Source organism: Fibrisoma montanum, from assembly GCF_003583365.1.
In the GTDB taxonomy this organism is placed as follows: domain Bacteria; phylum Bacteroidota; class Bacteroidia; order Cytophagales; family Spirosomataceae; genus Fibrisoma; species Fibrisoma montanum.
Window position 1 is genome coordinate 357979 of the sequence record NZ_QXED01000005.1, and the last position, 19285, is coordinate 377263.

Here is a 19285-nt window from a genome sequence, read left to right on the forward strand (position 1 = left end):
TGCTACAGTGGTTAAATTAAAAGATTATGATAAAGCCGGTCAGCGGTTTGCTGCTGTGGAAATACACGTCGTCGGTTTCGGGGTCGATCCGGATGTCGGTCAGGATGATCGCCCCGTTCTCGTTGGTGACGGTGACGCCCGATACATGCGCAATCTTGTGTTCACTCTTTCGGATCACCAGGTCGGCCGTGTTGGTGATCGGAAGCGTGAAGTCGGGGCCGTCGTGACCCGGCCGGGTGACGGTGACGGGGCGTTCAGATCGGGCGGGAATGCTGACCTGTTGCGCCGGGCCGGTTTTGATGGTGAGCTTAGCCATTGATCGACGGTTGAACGATGAGTTTGCCAAAGAAGATGTTTTCACTACGACCGTCGGCTTCTTGCGTCAGGTTGTAGTCGTAGACGCCGGTCGGCATGTTCATATCGGTATGGCTCCGACTGATCCGTAGCTGCTGACCAACTTTGTCCACCGGAATCGTAAAGCCGGTACCGCCCGCTTCCGGTGTTGCCGTCAGGACGTAGGTACCAGCCAGCGGCCGGTCTACGTCGATCTGGAGATCGAACGTTCGGAGCCGTTTACAGAAGATCGTTAGCTCGTTGGCTTCGTCAATGTTGATGCTGAGTCGTTTCATCGGCGGGCAATGCTGATTCTAAAGATGTAGGTGAACAGAACGAACAACAGGGTTAAGACCAGCAAGGCCAGGGCTACGAAGAAACCGACTCGGTACCAGGCCGCGACACCGAACTGAGCAACGGGCGGGCACTTCTGTCTGATGGTTTTTGTCCGGCTGATGACCCGGATCACCGTGTCGGGTTTGGCTTCAGCGGTTAGCCTGGTCAATCCTTTGCTGCGTTCGAATGTCAGCTTCGCCCGTTTGCCTTCTACCACTTTGTACAGATACGTCGTATCGGTTTGTACACTGAGCGTAACTGTATCGCCCGGAATCGTCAGGGTGTCGTGGATCACAATAGGGACGGTGGTCGTGACTTCAACGCTGTCTTTGGCCATGTGTGCGTACTTGCGGACAGCCCGCTTGTAGGTCATGCAAGAGTTCATGGCCAGCACCAACAGGAGGGCAAGGGCCAGTAACAGGATGTTGGCTATGGTATAGCCGATGCGTTCGGTTTTCATGCTACGGATGGGTTATGTAAAAACGGATTGATTTTGGCGGTAACGGGGACGGCCTTCAGGTTGGGCCCGAACTTAAACGAACAGTCGTAAATCTGTTCGACTACGTAGAACATGCCAGCGGGGTAATCATTGGAGTGGCGACGACCCACCACGCCGGGGACTTGACTGACGGCGAGGTTGATTTCGTTGGCCAGTTCGATGTCCTTCAGGTTGGCCAGCAACAGCGGATCGGTTAAGTGGGTCTGATGTGATAAGCGTAGGACCAGCTTGACGGTGATCTTTCCGTCGCCTTCCTGACTCAATCCCCTAAGATTCTTCCAGTCCACTTCGGACGTGCCGATCAGGACGGCCGGGACAATCAGGCTGTTGAAGTTTTCCGGGTTCTCAACCTGCCCTTTGTCGAGGTCGAACCATAGAATGCCCGGTGCCTGGTCTTTAATAGCCTGGGCTATGGCAACATAATTTTCAAGCATTACGGTAGGCGGTATTGGGTTGCACTTATCAGTAATCCTTCGTTTATTTAACCTCTGCACAAACTATCATTTATGAAGAAGTCGTACTTTCATGCTATCGGCACCTTTCTTTTGCTTTCATGTTCTCAGAGTCGGGTAAAAGAATCTGACCTGATCGGCAAGACCTTTAGGGTCAAATACCATCTAGATCAGGTTAAGGCAGAAACCGAAGCGCAAAAGCAGTTATTAACTTCTATAGCCAGCCTCAACTATTCATACTCTTTTCAGTCCGAAGGCAAGGGGACTTATACGGCGCTTGGTATGCAGGTGCCAATGCAATGGGGGTTAATCGGTGACTCTATCAAAATCGACCTCAGCTTACCGGACATGGAACAGAGCAACCAGTACCATATCGAACCCAGCGAAGGCGGTTATCTAATGAAGTCGGATTCATTGACGGTCAGCCTTTCGGCGTCAGAATAATTTTAAGAAGTGGTGGAGATGCCTCTACCTCCACCACTTCTTATTTCATCGTTGATCTTTCTGGAAAGGACGGACTTGCTTAAGTACCCATTGCAGTTCACGCCATCGCCGAAAGAAATCTTCGTCGGACAAGGCGTCCGGGTCAATATGAAAGAAGTAACGTAGTAAGGCGCTTATGCCTGCGAGATCACACGACTCAGCGGAACCCGCGAGTTCGGGTGTCTCGTCTAAAGCTTTTTTAGCTCACCCCGTTTTACTTCCATCAATTCATTGAGCGCCTGAGCCGCACCCAACATATAACGGTCATCATCCATTATCACCTTATCACCTCCCAGCCAGCAAGCGGAAACAAAGGTGTGTTGCATCTTAAAGGGTTGATTGTGAAACGTACTGATGAAATTCATCTCAGTACGATTAGGCTTCCGAAAATAGCCCTTTAAGGTCTGGCCTTCGTTATCTTCAAATTCGACAGCGAAAATGTCGCCGTGCTTTTTCTTCCATTCGGCAAGCTGATTTTCGGTTGCGCTCTTTGAAGTTTCGACTGGCAAATTTGTTTCTGTGTTCATGTGTGAAAATTGGTTTGTAACTTATTTATGATTGATAAAAATTATAGATAATCACCACGCACGATCTATTGCGTTTGCTGAGTCTAATACTCGGATCAGGGTTTCTTTAACCCGTTCCTCAAAGTCATCAATCCCCTCATTTACGGTGGACGTATGCAGGTGAACCCCGCCTTCGATAAGACTCTTTAGATTGATCGTTATGTTCGTTGACTTAGCGCCCGTAACACCCGACTGAATGCCGCTCGATTTTGCCTTATCGACCGAACTGCTCGATGAGACTGTATTACCGAATGGCTTGTTGGCAAATACCGAGTTTGCGCCCGCAACAGGCTTATAGGGCTTTTTTCGGTCATCGCGTTCATTTTCAGCCTGCGCCCGTTTATCCTCCTGCCGCTTGGTTTCGAGTATTGTGCCCGCCGAATTCCAAGCCTTTCCAACCACATCGAAAGCCGCTTTCAGATTGCCCGGTGTTGGCATGATGATCGCCCGAAGCACGACACCGATGTTATTGAAGATACCCTTCATGGTTAACCAAGCCCTATCCACCGCATTGCGGAACCAGTCTACATTATCGTAAGCCGTTTTGAGAAGTGTGCCCAACGCCACAAACCCCACCAGAATAGCCGTAATGGGATTGGCCAGCATCACCGCCCAAAGCGCCTGCAAGCCTGTAGCCAGCGACACAATGCCCTGAGCGCGTAAGGCCATCAGACCCGCGTTAAACAGCATAGCCCCCTTTAGTGCCCCCGCAAACAGTAAGACCAGTTGACCGAACGGAGACGCTACCACCTCAACCGCCGTTGTCAGTAGGTTGATACCTGTCGTCAGGGCGCTAACGATACCTGTTACGCCTGACCCCTGTTCGGAGACCAGACCCAGCGATACGGCCAGACCAAACAGCGAATCACCGATGGGCTTAAAAGCTTGTAGTAACCCCGTGAAAGCCACTTCAAGCGGCTGCATCTGCGAAAGAAAGCTGGTCCCAAAGTCGAAGACCGTACCCAGAAAGGTGTTTTCTGAAGCCGCCCAGGTCGCTATCTTATCCTCGAATGTACCCAGCATCGTAGACAGCTTACCACCCGCCGTTTTGCTGAGCTTTTCCAAGCCGCCTTCATAAGCACCGCCTTTGGCGGATAGGTCAGCGATAGCCTTATCTATATCAGCAAAACGGATTTGCCGTTTTTCGGCCATCTTGAACAGTCCTTCCCCGTCAACGCCTAAGTTTTTCTTAAGCTGGTCCATGAGTAGGGTTCCACCGAACTCCTGATGAAGTTCCCCGCTGTCAGCAAACCCTTTCGCTTTGATCTTGGCGTAGGAGGATGTTAGTTCCAGAAAATCTTTCTGGCTAACAGCGGCCATGTTCCCCACGTTGGTAAGCTTCTGATTCAGTTCACCCGGCCCAACTTTAGCGGCCAACAGGTTTCGCCCGGCTCCGTATACCTCATCGTTCGTATAGGGGGTCACGTTGGCGAAGGTGTTAAGCTGGCTCATCATGGGGGCAATGCCCTGCTTGCCGACGAACTGCTCAAAGGCCACACCGACCTGTTCACGCTGCATACCCTTCTGCGCAAAGTGCATAGCCCCGCTTACCAAGCCCCCCGCTACCAGCATTCCGGCGGCTGGTTTGAGCCAGTCCATAAACCCTCCACTCCCCGACGAAGAGCCGCTACGCCCGGTATTGCGCATTCGGTCCATGCGCCGTTCCAGTTCCTGAATTTCCCGGTTGGCGCGGGCAATATCAGCCGTGTTGACCATCAAATCCCGACGCCGGGTTAGCTCGTTCAGGCGCTGGTTCAACTGATCGACGGACTGGCGGGGTGAAGCCAGTGAACCCACCATGCGTCTTGCTCCACTAACCAGGGAGTTAAAGAAGCCTGACGCGGGCCGGTTGGCTTGGCTTTGCGCCCGAACCAGTTGGCGTTCGAGCCGGGCAATTTCCCGGTCGGCACGAACGGCCTGTTCATAGTCTACCACAAGCGTTCGCCTAGCCGTCAGGTCCACCAGCCGATGTTCAAGCTGTTCTACTTCACTGCCTGCGCTTGGAAGCAACCCCGTAAGCCGGTTGACGCCCGACCGCATGGCATCAAACAGACCCGACGCGGGCCGGTTGGCAGTGTTGTGTAGATTGGTTAACTGATCCTGTGTCCGGGCAATCAGCCGGTCGGCTCGTTCCAGATCGGCACTATCCACCAGTAAAGCCCGGTTAGTGGTCAGTTCATTGAGCTTGGTTTGAAGCCGATCTGCCTGAGCCGACGTATTGTCAAACATGCTTCCCCACTGCTTTGCCATATCCAGAAAGCCTCCTGAACGGGGCCGTGGTTGGGTCATATCCGGTGCTTGTCGTTCGGGCATCGGAGCGGACCAGCTTGGACGCGAACTGGCTAATGGAGCAACGGGCTTAGCCGCCTGCTCAAAGGAAAGGTTTGGCATAGCCCATCGCCCCATGCCGTGTTCGACAACGCGAGTCGGCTGGTAGGATCGGTCGGGCGGGGCAACGGGCGCACTGGCCGACATAGCCTGCATGAAGCCGGGTGCTTTAGCGGGCCGCTTCTGTAGGCTGTCGATATGCCGCTGGAGCTTGGCAATATCCCGGTCGGCGGCTTCAATGGCTGACGAATCAACCATCAGCTTGCGTCTGGCCTGTAGCCGGTTGAGTTTGTCGCTAAGGTCGTCTACGTTTTCGCCTGTCTGGGAAAACAGATTGGCGAACTTGGCGGCTGACTTCATCCACCCCGCTTCAACCCCCTTGAAGGTCTTAGCGAAGTTGAGCACCGGACCAGATGCCAGGTCATTAATCTTTATATCAAAAGAATAAGGCTCCATGTTACCCAGTGGTTACAGGTTATGGACAGAATAGAAGTTAGGCTGCTGCTCCGGCCTTTTGATCGTAAGTACCTCGTCTTCAAACGTCAGGTTGAAGCTTTGGCCTTCGTAGGTAAAAGATTGGGTTTGCGTGATCTGTAGAACCAATGGTTCGCCATTGTTAATAGTCCCAATTAATACCAGCGAGCCGGGCAAGGGTGTAGCTAAGAGTGTGCCCGGTTCGGTATCTTCGTCCGTTGCCCTGTAGAGCCGAACACCATCTAAAATGAGCGATGAACCAAGAACTTGTACGGTACACGTTTCGCCTTCAACAGAGATAAGTCGAGTTGCCCAGGCGCGAATCGTGTGTTTTGCGTTCAGCCGCTCAAGCTGTTTACGTTGCTGTTTGGTAAGCATAAGTACGTACGGGGGGTATTGGTAGATAAAGGTCGGCGGCTTGTGGCAGGTCGCCAAATCGTTTCTAACTGGTTACGCGAAACCCGGTACTGGTCACGCTTTTTACCGTATCCGATTGGTAGGGGGTGGAAGAGGGAGGATCAAATAAACGCGCTATGAGAGACTTTGGGGAGTAGCCAACAAAAGGGTCGGCTTTTGGATTTGCGTCGATTCTCGACCAATTTAAACAGTATTTAAACGGGTGCTCAATTGGTATTGCTTTTTAGCATCCTTTATAGGTTCTTGTGAGTGCAATAAACAGATGAAGAATCAATGAGCGAAGAGCGCAAGAGTTACGCTATCCAGTTTGAAATTAGCAATGAAAAAAAGCGGTGTTTTGTAATAACCCCTATCGGGCCGGATGGGAGTGAGATAAGAAGGGCAACAAACGGCCTGCTACAGTCAGTGCTTCGACCCGTTCTGGTTGAGTTTGGCTATGAAGTCAAGGCGGCTCACGAAATGGAAGAAGGTGGCTCGATTACCAATCAGGTCGTAAAGGCAATCTTGGAAGATGACCTAGTGGTAGCGAATCTGACCGGGCTTAATCCTAATGTCATGTATGAGCTTGCTATTCGGCATGGAGTCAATAAGCCGGTTATTGCCATTGTTGAAAAAGGAACCTCGCTACCCTTTGATATTAACCAGGAGCGTACAATCTTCTTTGTTAATGACTTTGAGGGCGGTGAAGAATTGAGGTCAGCACTTCGGAAGGCGGTTCGGCGTATCACAGAAGGTTCAAGCAAGGAGACTGACAACCCCATCACTAGGGTTGTTAAGGATACCCTTATAAAGAAAGACTTGGATATAAAGCATGGGTCAGTAAATGATTATATGCTTGAAAAGCTGGATTTGATACTTAGCAAGGTTGAGCGAAATAATATACCTGCCAGTTCTCGATTAGAAGACCATTCTATTTTTAGTGCCTCTTATACAATTACGTCAAAGGACAAGAAGTTGCCTACATTAGAGCAAGCTATTGAGATAGTGAGTTCAATTTTTGGCTCAATTCCAGCAGGTAGCATGACATTTGATAGATACAATGATTCGTGCGAATTATTCCTAAAGTATGAAATTGATCTCTACCCGACTAGTGCCATTGAAGTTTACGCTAGACTATATGATCTTGGATATGATGTTACAATGAGCTTAGGTTTGGTATAGGCTATATGATTGAAATGTCATTTTAATCCACCTTAACAAGACAACAATAGTAATATGGCAGAGCTAATCCAGGTGCATGATCGCTTCGTTAGAGGGCCAAAGGATGGCCGGAAAGACCTCGACTTAGGTGACACAATAAATAAAGCCTATGAGGATGATATGAAACAAATGGAGCGATTGGCATTCATGCTCAATAGTAAGCAAGTGCCTATTAAATTGACCTTTTACGGCAATGTAAAGAAAGGTTTATTTTTTGAAGTAGAGTGCGAAGACGCAGAAACTAAAGAGAAAGTTGATAAGGTGTTGAATAAATATAAGGCAGATCAGGATGATTTGTTTAACTTCTAATTAACCTACGGCAAGGGGGCGATAAGCCGGTTACGAAAAAGGCAGGTGACAAACCCCGGCTAGGCCGTCTAATGGTTATATTAGCGCCGGATATGGAGGATATAAAGAAACGGGTAGGCCAACAGATACGCGACGCCCGAAAAGCAAAGGGGTTGACCCTGAAAGAGCTTGGCGAAAAGGTGGGCGTTGCTGAATCGACATTTAGTTTATACGAGTCAGGAAAACAGAACCTTACAATTGAAACTTTGCAGAAAATTGCCGAAGCGCTTGGGGTAGAATTTGACCCAACCTTTAAGTAGGTAAATATTTTTTTGCCTTTAAACTTTGTATTTGTACAAAGTTATGTTATTTTTACAGAGTCAAACGACAACAAAAACCCCCGCGTTTTGATCTTGCCGGATACAACGCAGGGGCGATGTGTACCAATTAAACGCCTTACGTTCAAATGAACACTCTGCAAAACTACGCCCTGCAACGCCAAGTTGCAACTTCTGTTGAGCCAATGGCAGCCCCGCTTGCCGACCAGTGGCCCACCCTGACCGATTGTCTTGATCTACTCCAAGATGTACGGTTGCTCGCTGACCACCCCGCGTTTCAGGCGAGCCGGAATTATCACCTGCACCGTTCGGTAGACGAATTGACCGCTGGCCTGCATGGGCTGATTGCCCGGCTTGACCCCGAAATCCTGCAAGCTGTCCAGTATCAACCGGCGCACGCCTAACCGTAGATTGATATGGTACGCTTTGAGAAGCACGCGCTGATAATTGAGATTCCCATTGAGGATGGGGACCCGGTTGAGTACTACGAAGGCTTGCAGAATGCGCTGTATGATGTGTTCTGGCAAGTAACTACAGGCAAAGAACACCTGCAACCCCGCAACGGAGCCAACTGGATAGCGGCCTACCTGGGTCCGGCCATCTCGGAACTGGAACCCTCGGCCCGTGAGGTATTGAAAGGGCTATCTCAGACCCCGCCCGAACACCGCCCCCTATCGGCGTCGGATTATACCGACGCTCAGCTATTAAGCCTGTTAACCGATTTGACCGCTTCCCGCTTTGCTTGGCTGATGGGTCAGCTTGAGAAACCCAGTAAACAGTAAGGTTATGATGTACAAACGCTATCGCTACCGGATTTATCCGACCAAAGTGCAGGCTCAGACCCTGAACCGGCACTTTGGGGCGGTGCGTTACATCTATAACTGGGGACTGGCAACCAAGAAACGGGCGTGGGAAGAAAGCAAAGAGCGGGTCTCTTACAATGACCTGCAACGGCAGTTGCCTATCCTGAAAAAAGAACTTACTTGGCTCAGTGACCCTTATTCGCAGTCCCTGCAAATCAGTTTGCAGAATCTAGAAAATGCTTACGCTGGTTTCTTTGCCGGAAATGGCTACCCTGCCTTTAAAACCAAGTTTAGTAAGCAATCGTTGGCTTATTGTCCACCCCCTAGCCGCAGTTACATTAACTTTGATTCGAGTCTTATTCAGGTGCCAAAGGTTGGTCCCGTCAAATGCGTTATCTCCCAGCGATTTGAAGGAAAACTTAAAACCGTCACTATCAGTAGAACCCCGACCGGCAAGTACTTCGCGTCTTGTCTGGTTGAAGAAGACATTAACCCGGCTGCCAAAACCGAACCCATTGAAAGCGGGGCCGTTGGCGTTGATCTGGGTATCAAGTACTTTGCAACGCTCAGTACGGGCGAAACCATCGCCAACCCCCGGCACCTGTCGAAATCTCTGAAAGCCCTGCGCCGGGCTAGTAGACAGCATTCCAAGAAAAAGAAGGGCGGCAAGAACCGGGAAAAGTCCCGTAAGAAACTGGCGCGAATCCATGAGCGCGTTACCAACCAGCGAACCGATTTTCTGCACAAAGTCACTACCCGACTTGTCCGTGAGAACCAAACGGTGTGCATTGAAGATTTAAACGTTGCTGGTATGGGCAAAAACCACAAGCTGGCCCGGCACATTAAAGATGCGGGGTTCGGCACGTTCCGCCGGATGCTGGAATACAAAGCGGGCTGGTACGGTGTGAACGTACTGGTTATCGACCGCTTTGCGCCAAGCAGTAAGCAATGTAGTTGTGGCCATAAGAACGACGCCCTTACCCTGAAAGATCGGGTTTGGACGTGCGTTAGTTGTGGCACGACTCACGACCGGGACCAGCTTGCGGCTAAGAATATTGTCAGATTTGCGTTTCATCCTGAAATAGTAGTTAAGACATTAGTAGGGCGGGGTGCGCCCGAATTGACGCCTGTGGAGACCTTAGCACTAGCGGGTCGGTGAAACAGGAATCCGTACTTTGGACTGCCATACGCCTACCGTAATGCTCTCTATGGTACCTCCTACCAAACGGCGGTTATCGTTTGAAAATCTTGGCCAGCTCCTTTTCGATCTTGCCGATAATCTTCTTCTCCAGTTGCTTCGACGGCCCCATGAACTGACGCTTCGGCATTCCCTTTAACCCTTCGTTGTGCCGCTGGGCGTAGGGGACATCGGTTGATACCACTACCTTATCGCCTTCTTCCGAGTAGGTCAGCGAGTCGCCCAGGTCGCCGGAGTCGGTCAGGATCGGCGGTAGGTCGCCGTTGGCCCGTCGCTTCTGCACCTTGCGCGGTTCGCCGATGTCGTCCCATTCTTCGAGCTTGTCGTCGGTAAAGCCTTCGTCGCGGAATGACCGCTTAAAGTGCTTTGTCGCTTCGATACCGATGATCTTAGGCACTTTCTGCTGAATGAACCGTCTGATCTCGTTTGCCGATGACTCAAAATCTTGGGGCGACATGATCGAATTCGTCTAAAACTTTGTTATACTTGATGCACCAATTACAAATCTCATGGCCACTAAAACGAACCCCCATGCTGCCCCTGACGGCGGTCCCAAAGAGGGACGGTTCGATGCGTGGTGGGAATGGGAAAAAGAACGTGAACAAGAACGCCGGGATGCGTTGACCACAGAAGAGCGCGACCAGGAGGACAAAGAAGCCCGCCAGATACGTCGTCGTCGTGCCAGCGAATTATCTTGATTTGGTTTCCTTCAGGTAAATCCATAGCAGCCCGTCTTTTGTCTCCATTTTTTCCACCAGGAACCACGTTCCTGCATCGAACAGTACTTCTTCCTCGGATTTGAAGTCACTCAATTCCTTAATCTTGCGGCCGGTCTTCGACTTGATGACAAATCGTTGGGGACCCTCAAATGCTTTATTGGCACTTGCCGACGTTGACGTGAAGCCCTTGTGCTGAATGGGTACCTTTCGGCTGAGGGCGTCACGATACCCGTCGATGACCGATTGCGGTAGATCATCACCCCGATAGACCCGTTTCGTGTACTTCGGTAGCTTGTTAAGCAGGGAAGATAAGACCCGCGTAAACGCACCGAAGTATTGCTCCTGATCGGGCCTTGCACCCCGAAAGTTCCCCCTTAGCCATCGGTTCAAATCGTAGTATGCACTTCGCGAATAATCGAAGGTGGCCGCCAGCTCTTCATGATCGGCGGTCGGGAACTGGCTTTGCAACGAATCCGTCTTATTGAGCGCATCCATGAACGATGGACTTAGCCGAAGCGTCTGATAGTCGGCTTCGCGCTGGAGCCGTTCGCCGTCCTGGTCGATGGCGTCGATGTCAGCCTTCTCTTCCTGAAGTTGCACCGTGTACGGGTGCGAATCACTGAAGACCTGTTCAGTCTGTCCGGGGTTATGATCCAGACCAGGCGCTGGCTTGGGTTGGACTTCCGGAAGGGGCGTTTCGTCTTCGTCGGTGGGTTCAGCTCCACACACACAGTTGTAGTCTGAGGGTGGGTAATGCGTGGCCCAGAACGGATCATCGAACGCCCGAATGACGTGGTAGAACGGCTTATGCTCTTCGCGGGGCGTTGCGGCCCGGCTGGGCAAATACTCCAGATTCGGATACAGGTCGCTGTTGGCAGCAAACTCCTGCCAGCGGCTCCCCATCCGGGCGGCCCGGATCGCCGTGTTGTATTCCGTCTTCAGCCATCGTTCGTTGTAGGCTCCGACTATACCTTGCGCGGCCTTTTTGAATTCACGCCACGGCCGTTTCGTCGTGCCGTCTTCCGACATCAACAGCTTGGCTAACTCCTGCTGCTGCACATAGGATTTGCGGGCGCTGAACCAGGTGCCCGTCTTGTGCATGTGTCCCAAAAACGCCGGGTTCGGTTTGCCGTACTGGAGTACGCCGACCGTTATGCCGTGTCCAATCGCTTCGTTAGTCAGCTTGAAGAGGTTGGGTTCGACCAGACCGCTAAAGCCATCATACACGTTCTTTAGTGCCGCTTCCGACATCTTCTTTACGTCGATGAAATCAGGCAGGTCCTGCAACTCGTCGTCGCCCGCAGCCAAGTGGACGTGATCGACATGATCGCAGTAGTACAAATGGCGAATGGTTGCCCCGATCACAGGATCAGTTACCGGGTCGGGGCTTCGGCGAAAAAATCGCGAAACAGGTTTAAAAAGCGTTTAAACGACATTTCGTCCAACGCCTGTTCCACTTTCTTACCTTTTCCAGTCGGCGCTTTCTTCTTGGCGGCTGGTGGTTGCGGCTCCTGTTCCTGCTGTTCCTTGCGCTCCTGAAGGGCCGCTTCGTCAATCGGTACGTTGTACTCTTCGGCGAAGTAGTCGATCTGGAGCGGTGCCACTTCCTTGTGAATCCGCAGGTCCATTTCTAACCGTTCCTTCTTGGTTAGTTTGGCTTCTTCTTCCACGAACTTGAACTCACCGTTGGCCGCAGATGCAAAGCCCTGGGCGACCAGCATGTTCCGCACGTGGTGGTTCAGGTAGCGAAGAACAAACCGTTGATCGGCGATGGCGATCTTGTCGGCAACGCGCTCATGGACTTCCGCCTGGCTTCGACTTGACCCTTTGTCAGTCGTCATAGTCTGACCGATAATAAGCTTGGAGATGGCTTCGTCCATCCGTTTGGCGAACCGTTCGTAGGTGTCGGCTGACGAGGTTTGATACGTAGACTGGAACGTGATCTCTGATCCAATCGGAAGGACGCCATAGGCCATTGATCCCATTGACTCCAATCCCTTTGCCACTTGCTCCCGGTTGCCGGGGATGTTGGGGTCATACTTGCCGACACGGAGCGGCTGACCGAATACTTCGTTGAACGTTGCCCAGTCCGACACGTCGCCCCGTTTTAGCAGGACCAACGGAGCCGCCTTCAGGAGTAAACCCAGATCGTTCTTTTTGCCGACGCCCAGGCATAGCTTATCGTAAGGGGCGACGGTGTAGTCGATGCCGGTCGAGTCGGACGGGTTGGCGACTACGATCCCGAATTCAGGTCGGACGTGAGGGCGCGGTACCAGTTCAATCTTACCGTTAGCGAAATCGCATTGTGACAAGGAATAGCCGTAGAACTTACTGTCCAGGATATTGACAAGTAAGTCCTCGAAGCACTCCTGGTCGATGATCGCCTGAATGTCGTCAATGGGTTCGCCATCCTTTTGAAAGGTGAGGGTTGAATTGGTAAGCGTAAGACGGCGCTGATCCAGCACGCTCGAAAGCTGGTCGTCCAGAACGATGTCGGCATATAGATCATATAGCAGCTTGCGGACTGGATTGACAATGGACTCTGCTGACTGGAGGGCGGTCTTCCAGGACTGTAGCGACTTCTTCGACCTGTCGAGCGACCGGACCTGTAGCGATTGGTCAATGACGGTTAGCGCAGGATTTTTTGCTTTCGGTTTAGTGGTTGACTTCGCCATGTCAAAACGTGCGTTTTAAGGCACTCAAATAGTTAGGTGGGTACTGCTACGTTTTTTTAGAGAGCGTAGAATCTCGAAGAATTTAAACAGTATTTAAACGGGTGTCGCCCTACAGGTCGAGCGGTGGACGGCGGGGGTTGCTGCTAAAGGTCACTTGCCCGCCAACAACCGGCTCTTCTGGTATAGGAGCCGGGGCAACGCCTGCCAGCTTGATCTTTCCATTAGCCAGCATTTCGAGCGTCTTCAGCGAGCGTTCATACGCCTTGTCTACCTTCGTGGGAATCGTCTCCTGATTGCCATATAAATAGTAGATAGCGATGTTGACGCTAAGCTGAAGTAGCAGCTTATGGCGGGCGGTGCCGGTCTTCTCCAGTTCGGGCCGGATGTCATAGAGTTGACCTAAATAGGTCTCCAGTTCGGATTCAGCCGTTTGACAATGCACCATCACGCCTTCATCGGAGTAGCGGGAAATAGCCGCGATGATTTCAGGGTAGGCGTTGGCCGTTAAATCGGGCTTGTTTAAAAACATATCAGTAGCGGTTATCACGGCGCATGGGGCCGGGCGTCATGGGTACGTCAATCTTTGCCTTGCGGTTGATCTGCCAGATACCCCCTTCGAGGGCATCGGGACCGTCGTCGTGCGCGGCCGGGAAGCCGATGAGCTGGTCTTTAAAGTTTCGGAAGTCAACCGACTTCTTGATCTCTTCATTGAAGCGAATCACGCCCCGTTCAAAAAGCGGTGTCAGGTTTTCGATCCGGCCGTACTTGTCGGGCTTCTTGCGGTCGTCGCCCCTGATCGGTAGCATATACCCGCGTGGAGTGGACTCGGTAACGTAGTCTACCAGAATCAAATCCTGAATGAAGTTGGCTTCCATGTAGTGGGTTACGAGTCTCGCCCCGTTCTCTTCAAGCCATTCGTGCAGATCATAATGCGCCTTCACCATTGCGCCGGTCGTTGCCTGCCGAACCGACATATTCAGCACATCGTAATACCTGCCGATCTTACCGACCGCGACGATGGCTTTATAGTCATTCTTCTTGGTGTCTTTGAATGACGGGTCGTTATAGGTGACGATGTGATCGTAGACGTAGAGCTTGGCGGGTTTGGTCCACAGGATATGTTCGTTCTTGAAAATCCGGCCGACCTGAATGTGCTTATGGAAGTATTCGCGTTGGCTGGAGAGATAGCCGATCTTACCGAATAGTTCTTCCAGATCAGTACGGGCGAAATTTTCCTTCCAGGCCGGAACACCCTTTTCGCTCTGATCTTCCTTATGGGTCTTCGGGTTCTCCAGCGCGAATACTTTGAGATGATAGATGCTGGGGTTGACAACATCGGTGTCTTCGACATCACCCACTAGATGCGCCAATATGGAAGCCCGGTGTATCCGGTTGCCGACAATGACCATACGACTCCGTTTCCCATCGAAACAACCATATAAATCTTCTCGCACCCAGTCAACCGCTTCAGTAACCCGGTCCTGATTCTTGACGATCTCCTTGTCGTCAATATCGTCAACGACGATGTAATCGGGCCGCTTTTCTCCTCTACGAGTTCCACGAGGGCTTTGCCCCCGACCGAATGCCCAGAAGCCAATACCGTCCTGGGTAGCGAATTGGCCTTCCGCCCAGTCACCATGCGAGTACTGTTCCCCGTAATCGGCAATGTAACGGGCATTGCCCTCCAGTTCCAGTTGAATGTCGATCAGTAGTCCAACGGCTTTTGCGTAGTTGTTAGATACGACGATCATGCCGTTCAGCTCACCCTTTGCCTTCAGATATAAGGGAAGCATCACGTTCGCAAAAACTGATTTTGCGTGAGCGCGTGGCCATTCCAGAACCGCCATGATACGGCAATCAGCCGTTATTTTTTTGGCCGCTTGTTTGTGGAACCAGCCGAAGGGCGACTTGCAATATTTGGGAAAGTAATACTGACAGAACTCGCTGAAGTTTCCTTTCAGCCGTTCGATCCGGGCAAGCCGCTGTTCGGTTGACTCGTTGAGGTCAGCGGTCGCGGAGTCACTGACGATCTTCTTTCGGAGATCGTAGTAGTCTTGAAGTTCCTGACGCTCTTTAAAGTTCAGTCGGCTCATGCCGGTACCGGCAAGCTGAGCATCTTCTTTCTTCTGGTTGCGGGCTTTGTCTAACTGGCTCATTGTTGCATGACTTCGCGTTTAGTGACCAGATAGTCGTCCGAATAAGGGACAATAGCCTTTGCCAAATCAGGCGACTTGGCATTGATGAACTCAACTAATTCCCGCACGATGCCGACGATATTGGCCCAGCTCAGTTCCTTTCCTTTGATGGTGGCGAACATCTTGGCCAGGGCGTCTACTTCGCCTTTGTCGATGAGGACCAGAGCAGCTTCGGGATCGTCGGTAATAGCCTGTCGATTGGCTTTAACCCGTTGGTGCATGGCTTCGAGCTGATAGTCGATCAGATCGCCCATTAAGTCCATACGGTTGCGCTTGCGGGAAATAGCGCCAGCCCGCTCTTCGTGCCAGCCTTCCGCTGTCGTCCAGTTTGAAACGGTCGTTGCCGATACGTCCAGAATCCGGGCGATCTCGTTGGCCGGAATCTTTATCATGAAGAGTTCCTTCCCGATCTCCTTCTTGTCGCGATTGCTCATATAAGTACGGTGGTGGGCGTTGACTGCCTGACCAAAGTTGGTCGGTAGCGGGGGAATTGGGAAAAGTGATCCTAACTGGTTATCGGAAAAAGCGTGACCAGTATCGGATGTCGCGTAACCAGTTAGAGACGGTTTTGCGACCATCGGCCGGGCTTCTCAACTTTCGGTCCTAAAGCACGACGCGGTTCCCCGCCGGGACCCGGCCGTACACGATCAGTACCCACCGTACACACATGAGCAAAACCGCGAAGTCAAAGACCTTCCTGGCCAGTGATGAAAGCATCAACTGTTATGGCCTTCGTATCCTGACTGATGGGATCGACACCACCGCTTTCGAGAGCAATCCTGTGATGCTGTATATGCACCAGCGAGGAAAGGTTTTTGGTTCGTGGGAAAACCTGACCAAGAAAGACGGTAAGTTCTACGCTGATGCCGTCTTCGATCTGGACGATCCGGACGAGGTGGTTCAATCGGTAGCCGGTAAAGTGGAGCGCGGTCATATCCGGGCCTGTTCCATCGGCATTGAACCCGACTGGTCGAAGGTGGTCCGTAACGACGACCTGAACTGTTACGACTGCCCGGTATCGGTGCTGACTGAGATCAGTATTGTAGACATCGGCGGCAACCGGAATGCTTTGAAGCTGTATCGGAACGGCGAATTGTTAGGCGACGACATCAAACTATCGGCCGTCCTGGAAGAGTACAAACCAATCGAAACCAATACCCCCCAAACTGTACAGACTATGAATCTTGCAGCCATCGCTACGGCCCTGGGCCTAGCAGCTACGGCTACTGAACAGGACGTTCAGGGAGCTATCATTAACCTGAAGGCCGAAAGCGGCTACAAAGAGAAGTTTGAGCAGTTGCAGGCTGCTGTCACCAAAGCCAAGAAAGACGATGCTGTAAAGCTGGTCGATGCGGCTGTTGCGGACAAGCGGATCACGGCGGCTCAGAAAGAAGACTATCTGGCCTTGTTCGATCTGAACTTCGACCTGACGGCGAAGACGCTGGCTAGTCTGACTAAACCCCAGGACCTGGTACAACTGGCCAACCAGGGCGCGGCTGCTACGGCCACGACGGTTGCCCTGCCCGACGCTAAAGCGAAGGAAGACTGGGATGCACACGACAAAGCCGGAACGCTGATTCAGCTTAAGGCGAAGCAACCCGAAGAATACGCCCGTCTGTTTGAAGCCAAGTTTGGCCGCAAACCGACTGCCTAAAATAACCGACCCGCGAATAAGAGCCAGACAGAAGGGAGCCGCCCGCAACCGGGCGGCTCCTGCACAGGGGCTTCAACGTCGGTCCAATCTTTATCCAACTATTTATCCATCGTAACAATGGCACTTGAAAAGGAAATCTGGCAACAGGACATCGTGAAGGGTCTCTACAAAGAGAACGAGTTCCTGAACTATGCTACCAACGAAGATCAATATGTGCTGGCCGGGAAGGTCGTTCACATTCCGCAGGCTGGAACTGCTTCAGGCGTAGTAAAGAACCGCACAACGCTACCCGCAACGGTCAATAAGCGGTCGGATACAGAGGTGACGTATGTACTTGATGAGTACACGTCAAACCCGACGCTGATCCCCAACCTCGACACGATTCAGCTATCCTACGATAAGCGGGCGTCGGTCATGGAAGAGAACATGAACTATCTCCGTGAAGCGGTAGCCGAATGGATGCTTCGAGTTTGGGCACCATCTGTAGCGGCTCAATACATCCGTACTACGGGCACCGCTACACTCGGTAAAGCTCCTGGTGCAACGGGCGACCGGAAAGGCTTCCGGAAAGAAGACTTGAAGCGGGCGCGTACCATCCTGAATAACCAGAACGTGCCGAAGCAAGGGCGGGTTGCACTTATCCCTGGTGACATGATGGAATACTTGTTGGATGATGAGGACCTGAAAAAGCGGGATAGCTCATTAGAATTGGATATGAAAGCTGGTGTCGTTTCGCGGCTCTACGGTTTCGATCTGATGGAACGTCCAACCACCGTATCTTATACGGCGGCTACTACGCCCGTCCCGAAAGACCCGGATGCAGCTACGGCGGCCACCGACAACGCGTCTGTCATGTGCTGGCATCCTTCGGCCGTTGCCCGCGCAATGGGTACGATTGATATGTTTGAGAACATTGGCGATCCAACTTATTTCGGCGACATCTATTCCTTCCTGGTAATGATGGGTGGTCGCCAGCGCCGGGCCGATGGTAAAGGCATCGTGTCGATCATCGAAGCGGCTGCTTAATCCATTCACTCTTTCACCTATCGGTTCATAGGCTTGCCCGTTGGTTCGGGCAAGCCTATACCACAACCGTAACTTCACATGGCACTACCTAAAGTAAGTGTAACCTTAAAGAACGGCGGGCTGGGCCAGGTGGCTCCGTCCGACGATGCCGTCTTCGGGATGATCCTGAACGGTCTCGGTACGAACAATACGCCGTTCCTGCAACCGCGCCAACTCTTCTCACCCGACGACTTTGAAGCCTGGGTAACGGAAGCGGGTATGACAACCGGGCCGTATGTGGCTGAAGCTCGTCGTCAGATCAAAGACTTCTATTTGCTGGCTGGCAATGGGGCCGAACTGTTTGTGATGTTCGTTGACGGGGTTGCGACCACGACCCAACTGTTTGTCGATGGTCATGCCGCTTCGCTGATGCAGGCGTCACAGGGCCGTATTCGACTGATCGGGGTTACGCGCTTCCTGGCGGCTGAACCGGCCGAACCGACGCTGGTCGAAGGGATCGACGCGGCCACGGCCAACGCCATCGACGAAGCGCATGCCTTCGCTCAGAGCTACGCCAATCAGAACTTACCCCTTCGTGTGTTGCTGGAAGCGAAGTATTTCGATGGTACGGCTGCTACGCTTCGCAACCTGAAGGGATTGACCTTTAACCGGGTTGGTCTGGTATTGGCCCGTAATTCGACGGCCGCTACTTCCTGCATGGGTCTGTTACTGGGTCGGCTTGCTTCGATTCCCGTTAACCGCTCTATCGGACGGGTGAAGGACGGGCCGGTGATCGGCGTAGACGAAGCCTATCTGGGGCCTGCCGCTGTCAAGACGTTGAACGATGGCTACCTGGGCGCAATCCACGATAAGGGCTATATCTTCCTGCGTAAGCATCTGGGCCGGGGTGGGTTCTACTTCAATGCCGACCCGATGGCGACCGCCGACACAGATGACTACAACCGACTGAACCGGGGCCGGGTGATCGACAAGGCGCATCGGATTGCCTACGATACGTTCCTGAACGAATTGCTGGACGAAGTGCTGGTCGATGAGGACACAGGTAAGATCGTGCCGACTACGATCAAACAGTACCAGGCGCGAATCGAACGGGCGATTGATCTGTCGATGACCGCCAACGGTGAGATCAGCGGAGTACAGGCGTTCGTTGATCCGGATCAGGACATCTTAGGGACCAACACCCTGAACGTTGACCTTCGGATCACGCCAACCGGCTCGAATGAGCAGATCAAAATTACGCTGGGACTCTTCAACCCACAGGCAGCCGTTTAAGCATCCATTCGACCTACCGGCTTTCAGAG

The 19285-nt window shown here is 52.2% G+C and carries 24 protein-coding genes; 11 read left to right on the top strand and 13 right to left on the bottom strand.

The window, feature by feature from the left end; genetic code table 11:
* Positions 1 to 16 precede the first annotated feature (16 nt).
* From DYU11_RS18365 to DYU11_RS18380, 4 genes are read right to left on the bottom strand one after another with little or no spacing between them, the layout of a single operon-like run.
* Positions 17 to 316 (bottom strand): hypothetical protein, encoded by a 300-nt coding sequence (locus DYU11_RS18365; RefSeq protein ID WP_119669162.1) that lies wholly within the window; start codon positions 314 to 316, stop codon positions 17 to 19.
* The gene (locus DYU11_RS18370) at positions 309 to 629 is read right to left on the bottom strand and encodes a hypothetical protein (protein ID WP_119669163.1); all 321 of its coding nucleotides are present in this window, start codon (positions 627 to 629) and stop codon (positions 309 to 311) included. Before DYU11_RS18370 ends, DYU11_RS18365 begins: the two co-directional genes overlap by 8 nt.
* Positions 626 to 1129 carry a hypothetical protein gene (locus DYU11_RS18375; RefSeq protein ID WP_119669164.1) on the bottom strand — a complete coding sequence of 168 codons (504 nt, stop codon included), beginning with the start codon at positions 1127 to 1129 and terminating at the stop codon, positions 626 to 628. Before DYU11_RS18375 ends, DYU11_RS18370 begins: the two co-directional genes overlap by 4 nt.
* On the bottom strand, positions 1126 to 1602 hold the full coding sequence (locus tag DYU11_RS18380; protein ID WP_119669165.1) for a hypothetical protein: 477 nt from the start codon (positions 1600 to 1602) through the stop codon (positions 1126 to 1128). The genes DYU11_RS18375 and DYU11_RS18380 overlap by 4 nt, the downstream gene beginning before the upstream one ends.
* 72 nt (positions 1603 to 1674) lie before the next feature.
* On the opposite strand from DYU11_RS18380, the gene DYU11_RS18385 reads away from it, so the two are divergent.
* Positions 1675 to 2064: a hypothetical protein gene (locus DYU11_RS18385; RefSeq protein WP_119669166.1), complete on the top strand. Its 390-nt coding sequence runs from the start codon at positions 1675 to 1677 to the stop codon at positions 2062 to 2064.
* A 227-nt stretch (positions 2065 to 2291) separates the two neighbouring features.
* On the opposite strand, the gene DYU11_RS18390 is transcribed toward DYU11_RS18385, so the two are convergent.
* Genes DYU11_RS18390 through DYU11_RS18400 form a run of 3 tightly spaced genes read right to left on the bottom strand, consistent with a single transcriptional unit; the run spans position 2292 to position 5849 of the window.
* Positions 2292 to 2630 carry a hypothetical protein gene (locus tag DYU11_RS18390; protein WP_119669167.1) on the bottom strand — a complete coding sequence of 113 codons (339 nt, stop codon included), beginning with the start codon at positions 2628 to 2630 and terminating at the stop codon, positions 2292 to 2294.
* 51 nt (positions 2631 to 2681) lie between these two features.
* Positions 2682 to 5453: a tape measure protein gene (locus tag DYU11_RS18395; RefSeq protein WP_119669168.1), complete on the bottom strand. Its 2772-nt coding sequence runs from the start codon at positions 5451 to 5453 to the stop codon at positions 2682 to 2684.
* A 12-nt stretch (positions 5454 to 5465) separates the two neighbouring features.
* A complete protein-coding gene (locus tag DYU11_RS18400; RefSeq protein WP_119669169.1) occupies positions 5466 to 5849 on the bottom strand; it encodes a hypothetical protein in 384 nt (127 codons plus the stop codon).
* A 312-nt stretch (positions 5850 to 6161) separates the two neighbouring features.
* Here DYU11_RS18400 and DYU11_RS18405 point away from each other — a divergent pair, with 312 nt between their 5' ends.
* From DYU11_RS18405 to DYU11_RS18430, 6 genes are all read left to right on the top strand, one after another.
* A complete protein-coding gene (locus DYU11_RS18405) occupies positions 6162 to 7049 on the top strand; it encodes a hypothetical protein (RefSeq protein WP_119669170.1) in 888 nt (295 codons plus the stop codon).
* A 54-nt stretch (positions 7050 to 7103) separates the two neighbouring features.
* Entirely contained in the window at positions 7104 to 7397 is a 294-nt protein-coding gene (locus DYU11_RS18410) for a hypothetical protein (RefSeq protein ID WP_119669171.1), read from the top strand.
* Positions 7398 to 7468: 71 nt separating this feature from the next.
* Positions 7469 to 7696: a helix-turn-helix domain-containing protein gene (locus DYU11_RS18415; protein WP_310589484.1), complete on the top strand. Its 228-nt coding sequence runs from the start codon at positions 7469 to 7471 to the stop codon at positions 7694 to 7696.
* Positions 7697 to 7842: 146 nt separating this feature from the next.
* Positions 7843 to 8118, top strand: a complete 276-nt coding sequence (locus DYU11_RS18420) for a hypothetical protein (protein WP_119669172.1) — start codon at positions 7843 to 7845, stop codon at positions 8116 to 8118.
* A 12-nt stretch (positions 8119 to 8130) separates the two neighbouring features.
* On the top strand, positions 8131 to 8496 hold the full coding sequence (locus DYU11_RS18425; protein ID WP_119669173.1) for a hypothetical protein: 366 nt from the start codon (positions 8131 to 8133) through the stop codon (positions 8494 to 8496).
* 4 nt (positions 8497 to 8500) lie between these two features.
* Positions 8501 to 9676, top strand: a complete 1176-nt coding sequence (locus DYU11_RS18430) for an RNA-guided endonuclease TnpB family protein (RefSeq protein WP_119669174.1) — start codon at positions 8501 to 8503, stop codon at positions 9674 to 9676.
* Between the two features lie 73 nt (positions 9677 to 9749).
* Here DYU11_RS18430 and DYU11_RS18435 read toward each other — a convergent pair whose 3' ends face one another.
* On the bottom strand, positions 9750 to 10172 hold the full coding sequence (locus tag DYU11_RS18435) for a phage virion morphogenesis family protein (protein WP_119669175.1): 423 nt from the start codon (positions 10170 to 10172) through the stop codon (positions 9750 to 9752).
* Between the two features lie 52 nt (positions 10173 to 10224).
* Between DYU11_RS18435 and DYU11_RS18440 the strand changes: the two genes are divergently transcribed.
* On the top strand, positions 10225 to 10413 hold the full coding sequence (locus tag DYU11_RS18440; RefSeq protein WP_119669176.1) for a hypothetical protein: 189 nt from the start codon (positions 10225 to 10227) through the stop codon (positions 10411 to 10413).
* Here DYU11_RS18440 and DYU11_RS18445 read toward each other — a convergent pair.
* The 5 genes from DYU11_RS18445 to DYU11_RS18465 all read right to left on the bottom strand — a co-directional run bounded on the left by DYU11_RS18445 (position 10405) and on the right by DYU11_RS18465 (position 15738).
* A complete protein-coding gene (locus tag DYU11_RS18445) occupies positions 10405 to 11799 on the bottom strand; it encodes an ADP-ribosyltransferase domain-containing protein (protein ID WP_158600309.1) in 1395 nt (464 codons plus the stop codon). The genes DYU11_RS18440 and DYU11_RS18445 overlap by 9 nt on opposite strands.
* 8 nt (positions 11800 to 11807) lie before the next feature.
* Positions 11808 to 13109, bottom strand: coding sequence for a phage portal protein family protein (locus DYU11_RS18450; RefSeq protein WP_119669178.1), 1302 nt, complete (start codon positions 13107 to 13109; stop codon positions 11808 to 11810).
* Between the two features lie 109 nt (positions 13110 to 13218).
* Positions 13219 to 13638 (bottom strand): phage protein Gp36 family protein, encoded by a 420-nt coding sequence (locus DYU11_RS18455; RefSeq protein WP_119669179.1) that lies wholly within the window; start codon positions 13636 to 13638, stop codon positions 13219 to 13221.
* Between the two features lies 1 nt (position 13639).
* On the bottom strand, positions 13640 to 15265 hold the full coding sequence (locus DYU11_RS18460; RefSeq protein WP_119669180.1) for a hypothetical protein: 1626 nt from the start codon (positions 15263 to 15265) through the stop codon (positions 13640 to 13642).
* Entirely contained in the window at positions 15262 to 15738 is a 477-nt protein-coding gene (locus tag DYU11_RS18465) for a hypothetical protein (protein ID WP_158600310.1), read from the bottom strand. Before DYU11_RS18465 ends, DYU11_RS18460 begins: the two co-directional genes overlap by 4 nt.
* 233 nt (positions 15739 to 15971) lie before the next feature.
* On the opposite strand from DYU11_RS18465, the gene DYU11_RS18470 reads away from it, so the two are divergent.
* From DYU11_RS18470 to DYU11_RS18480, 3 genes are all read left to right on the top strand, one after another.
* Positions 15972 to 16958, top strand: a complete 987-nt coding sequence (locus tag DYU11_RS18470) for an HK97 family phage prohead protease (protein WP_119669182.1) — start codon at positions 15972 to 15974, stop codon at positions 16956 to 16958.
* Positions 16959 to 17075: 117 nt separating this feature from the next.
* Positions 17076 to 17984, top strand: coding sequence for a phage capsid protein (locus DYU11_RS18475; protein WP_119669183.1), 909 nt, complete (start codon positions 17076 to 17078; stop codon positions 17982 to 17984).
* A gap of 78 nt (positions 17985 to 18062) precedes the next feature.
* A complete protein-coding gene (locus DYU11_RS18480; RefSeq protein ID WP_119669184.1) occupies positions 18063 to 19256 on the top strand; it encodes a DUF2586 family protein in 1194 nt (397 codons plus the stop codon).
* The last annotated feature ends 29 nt before the right edge of the window (positions 19257 to 19285 follow it).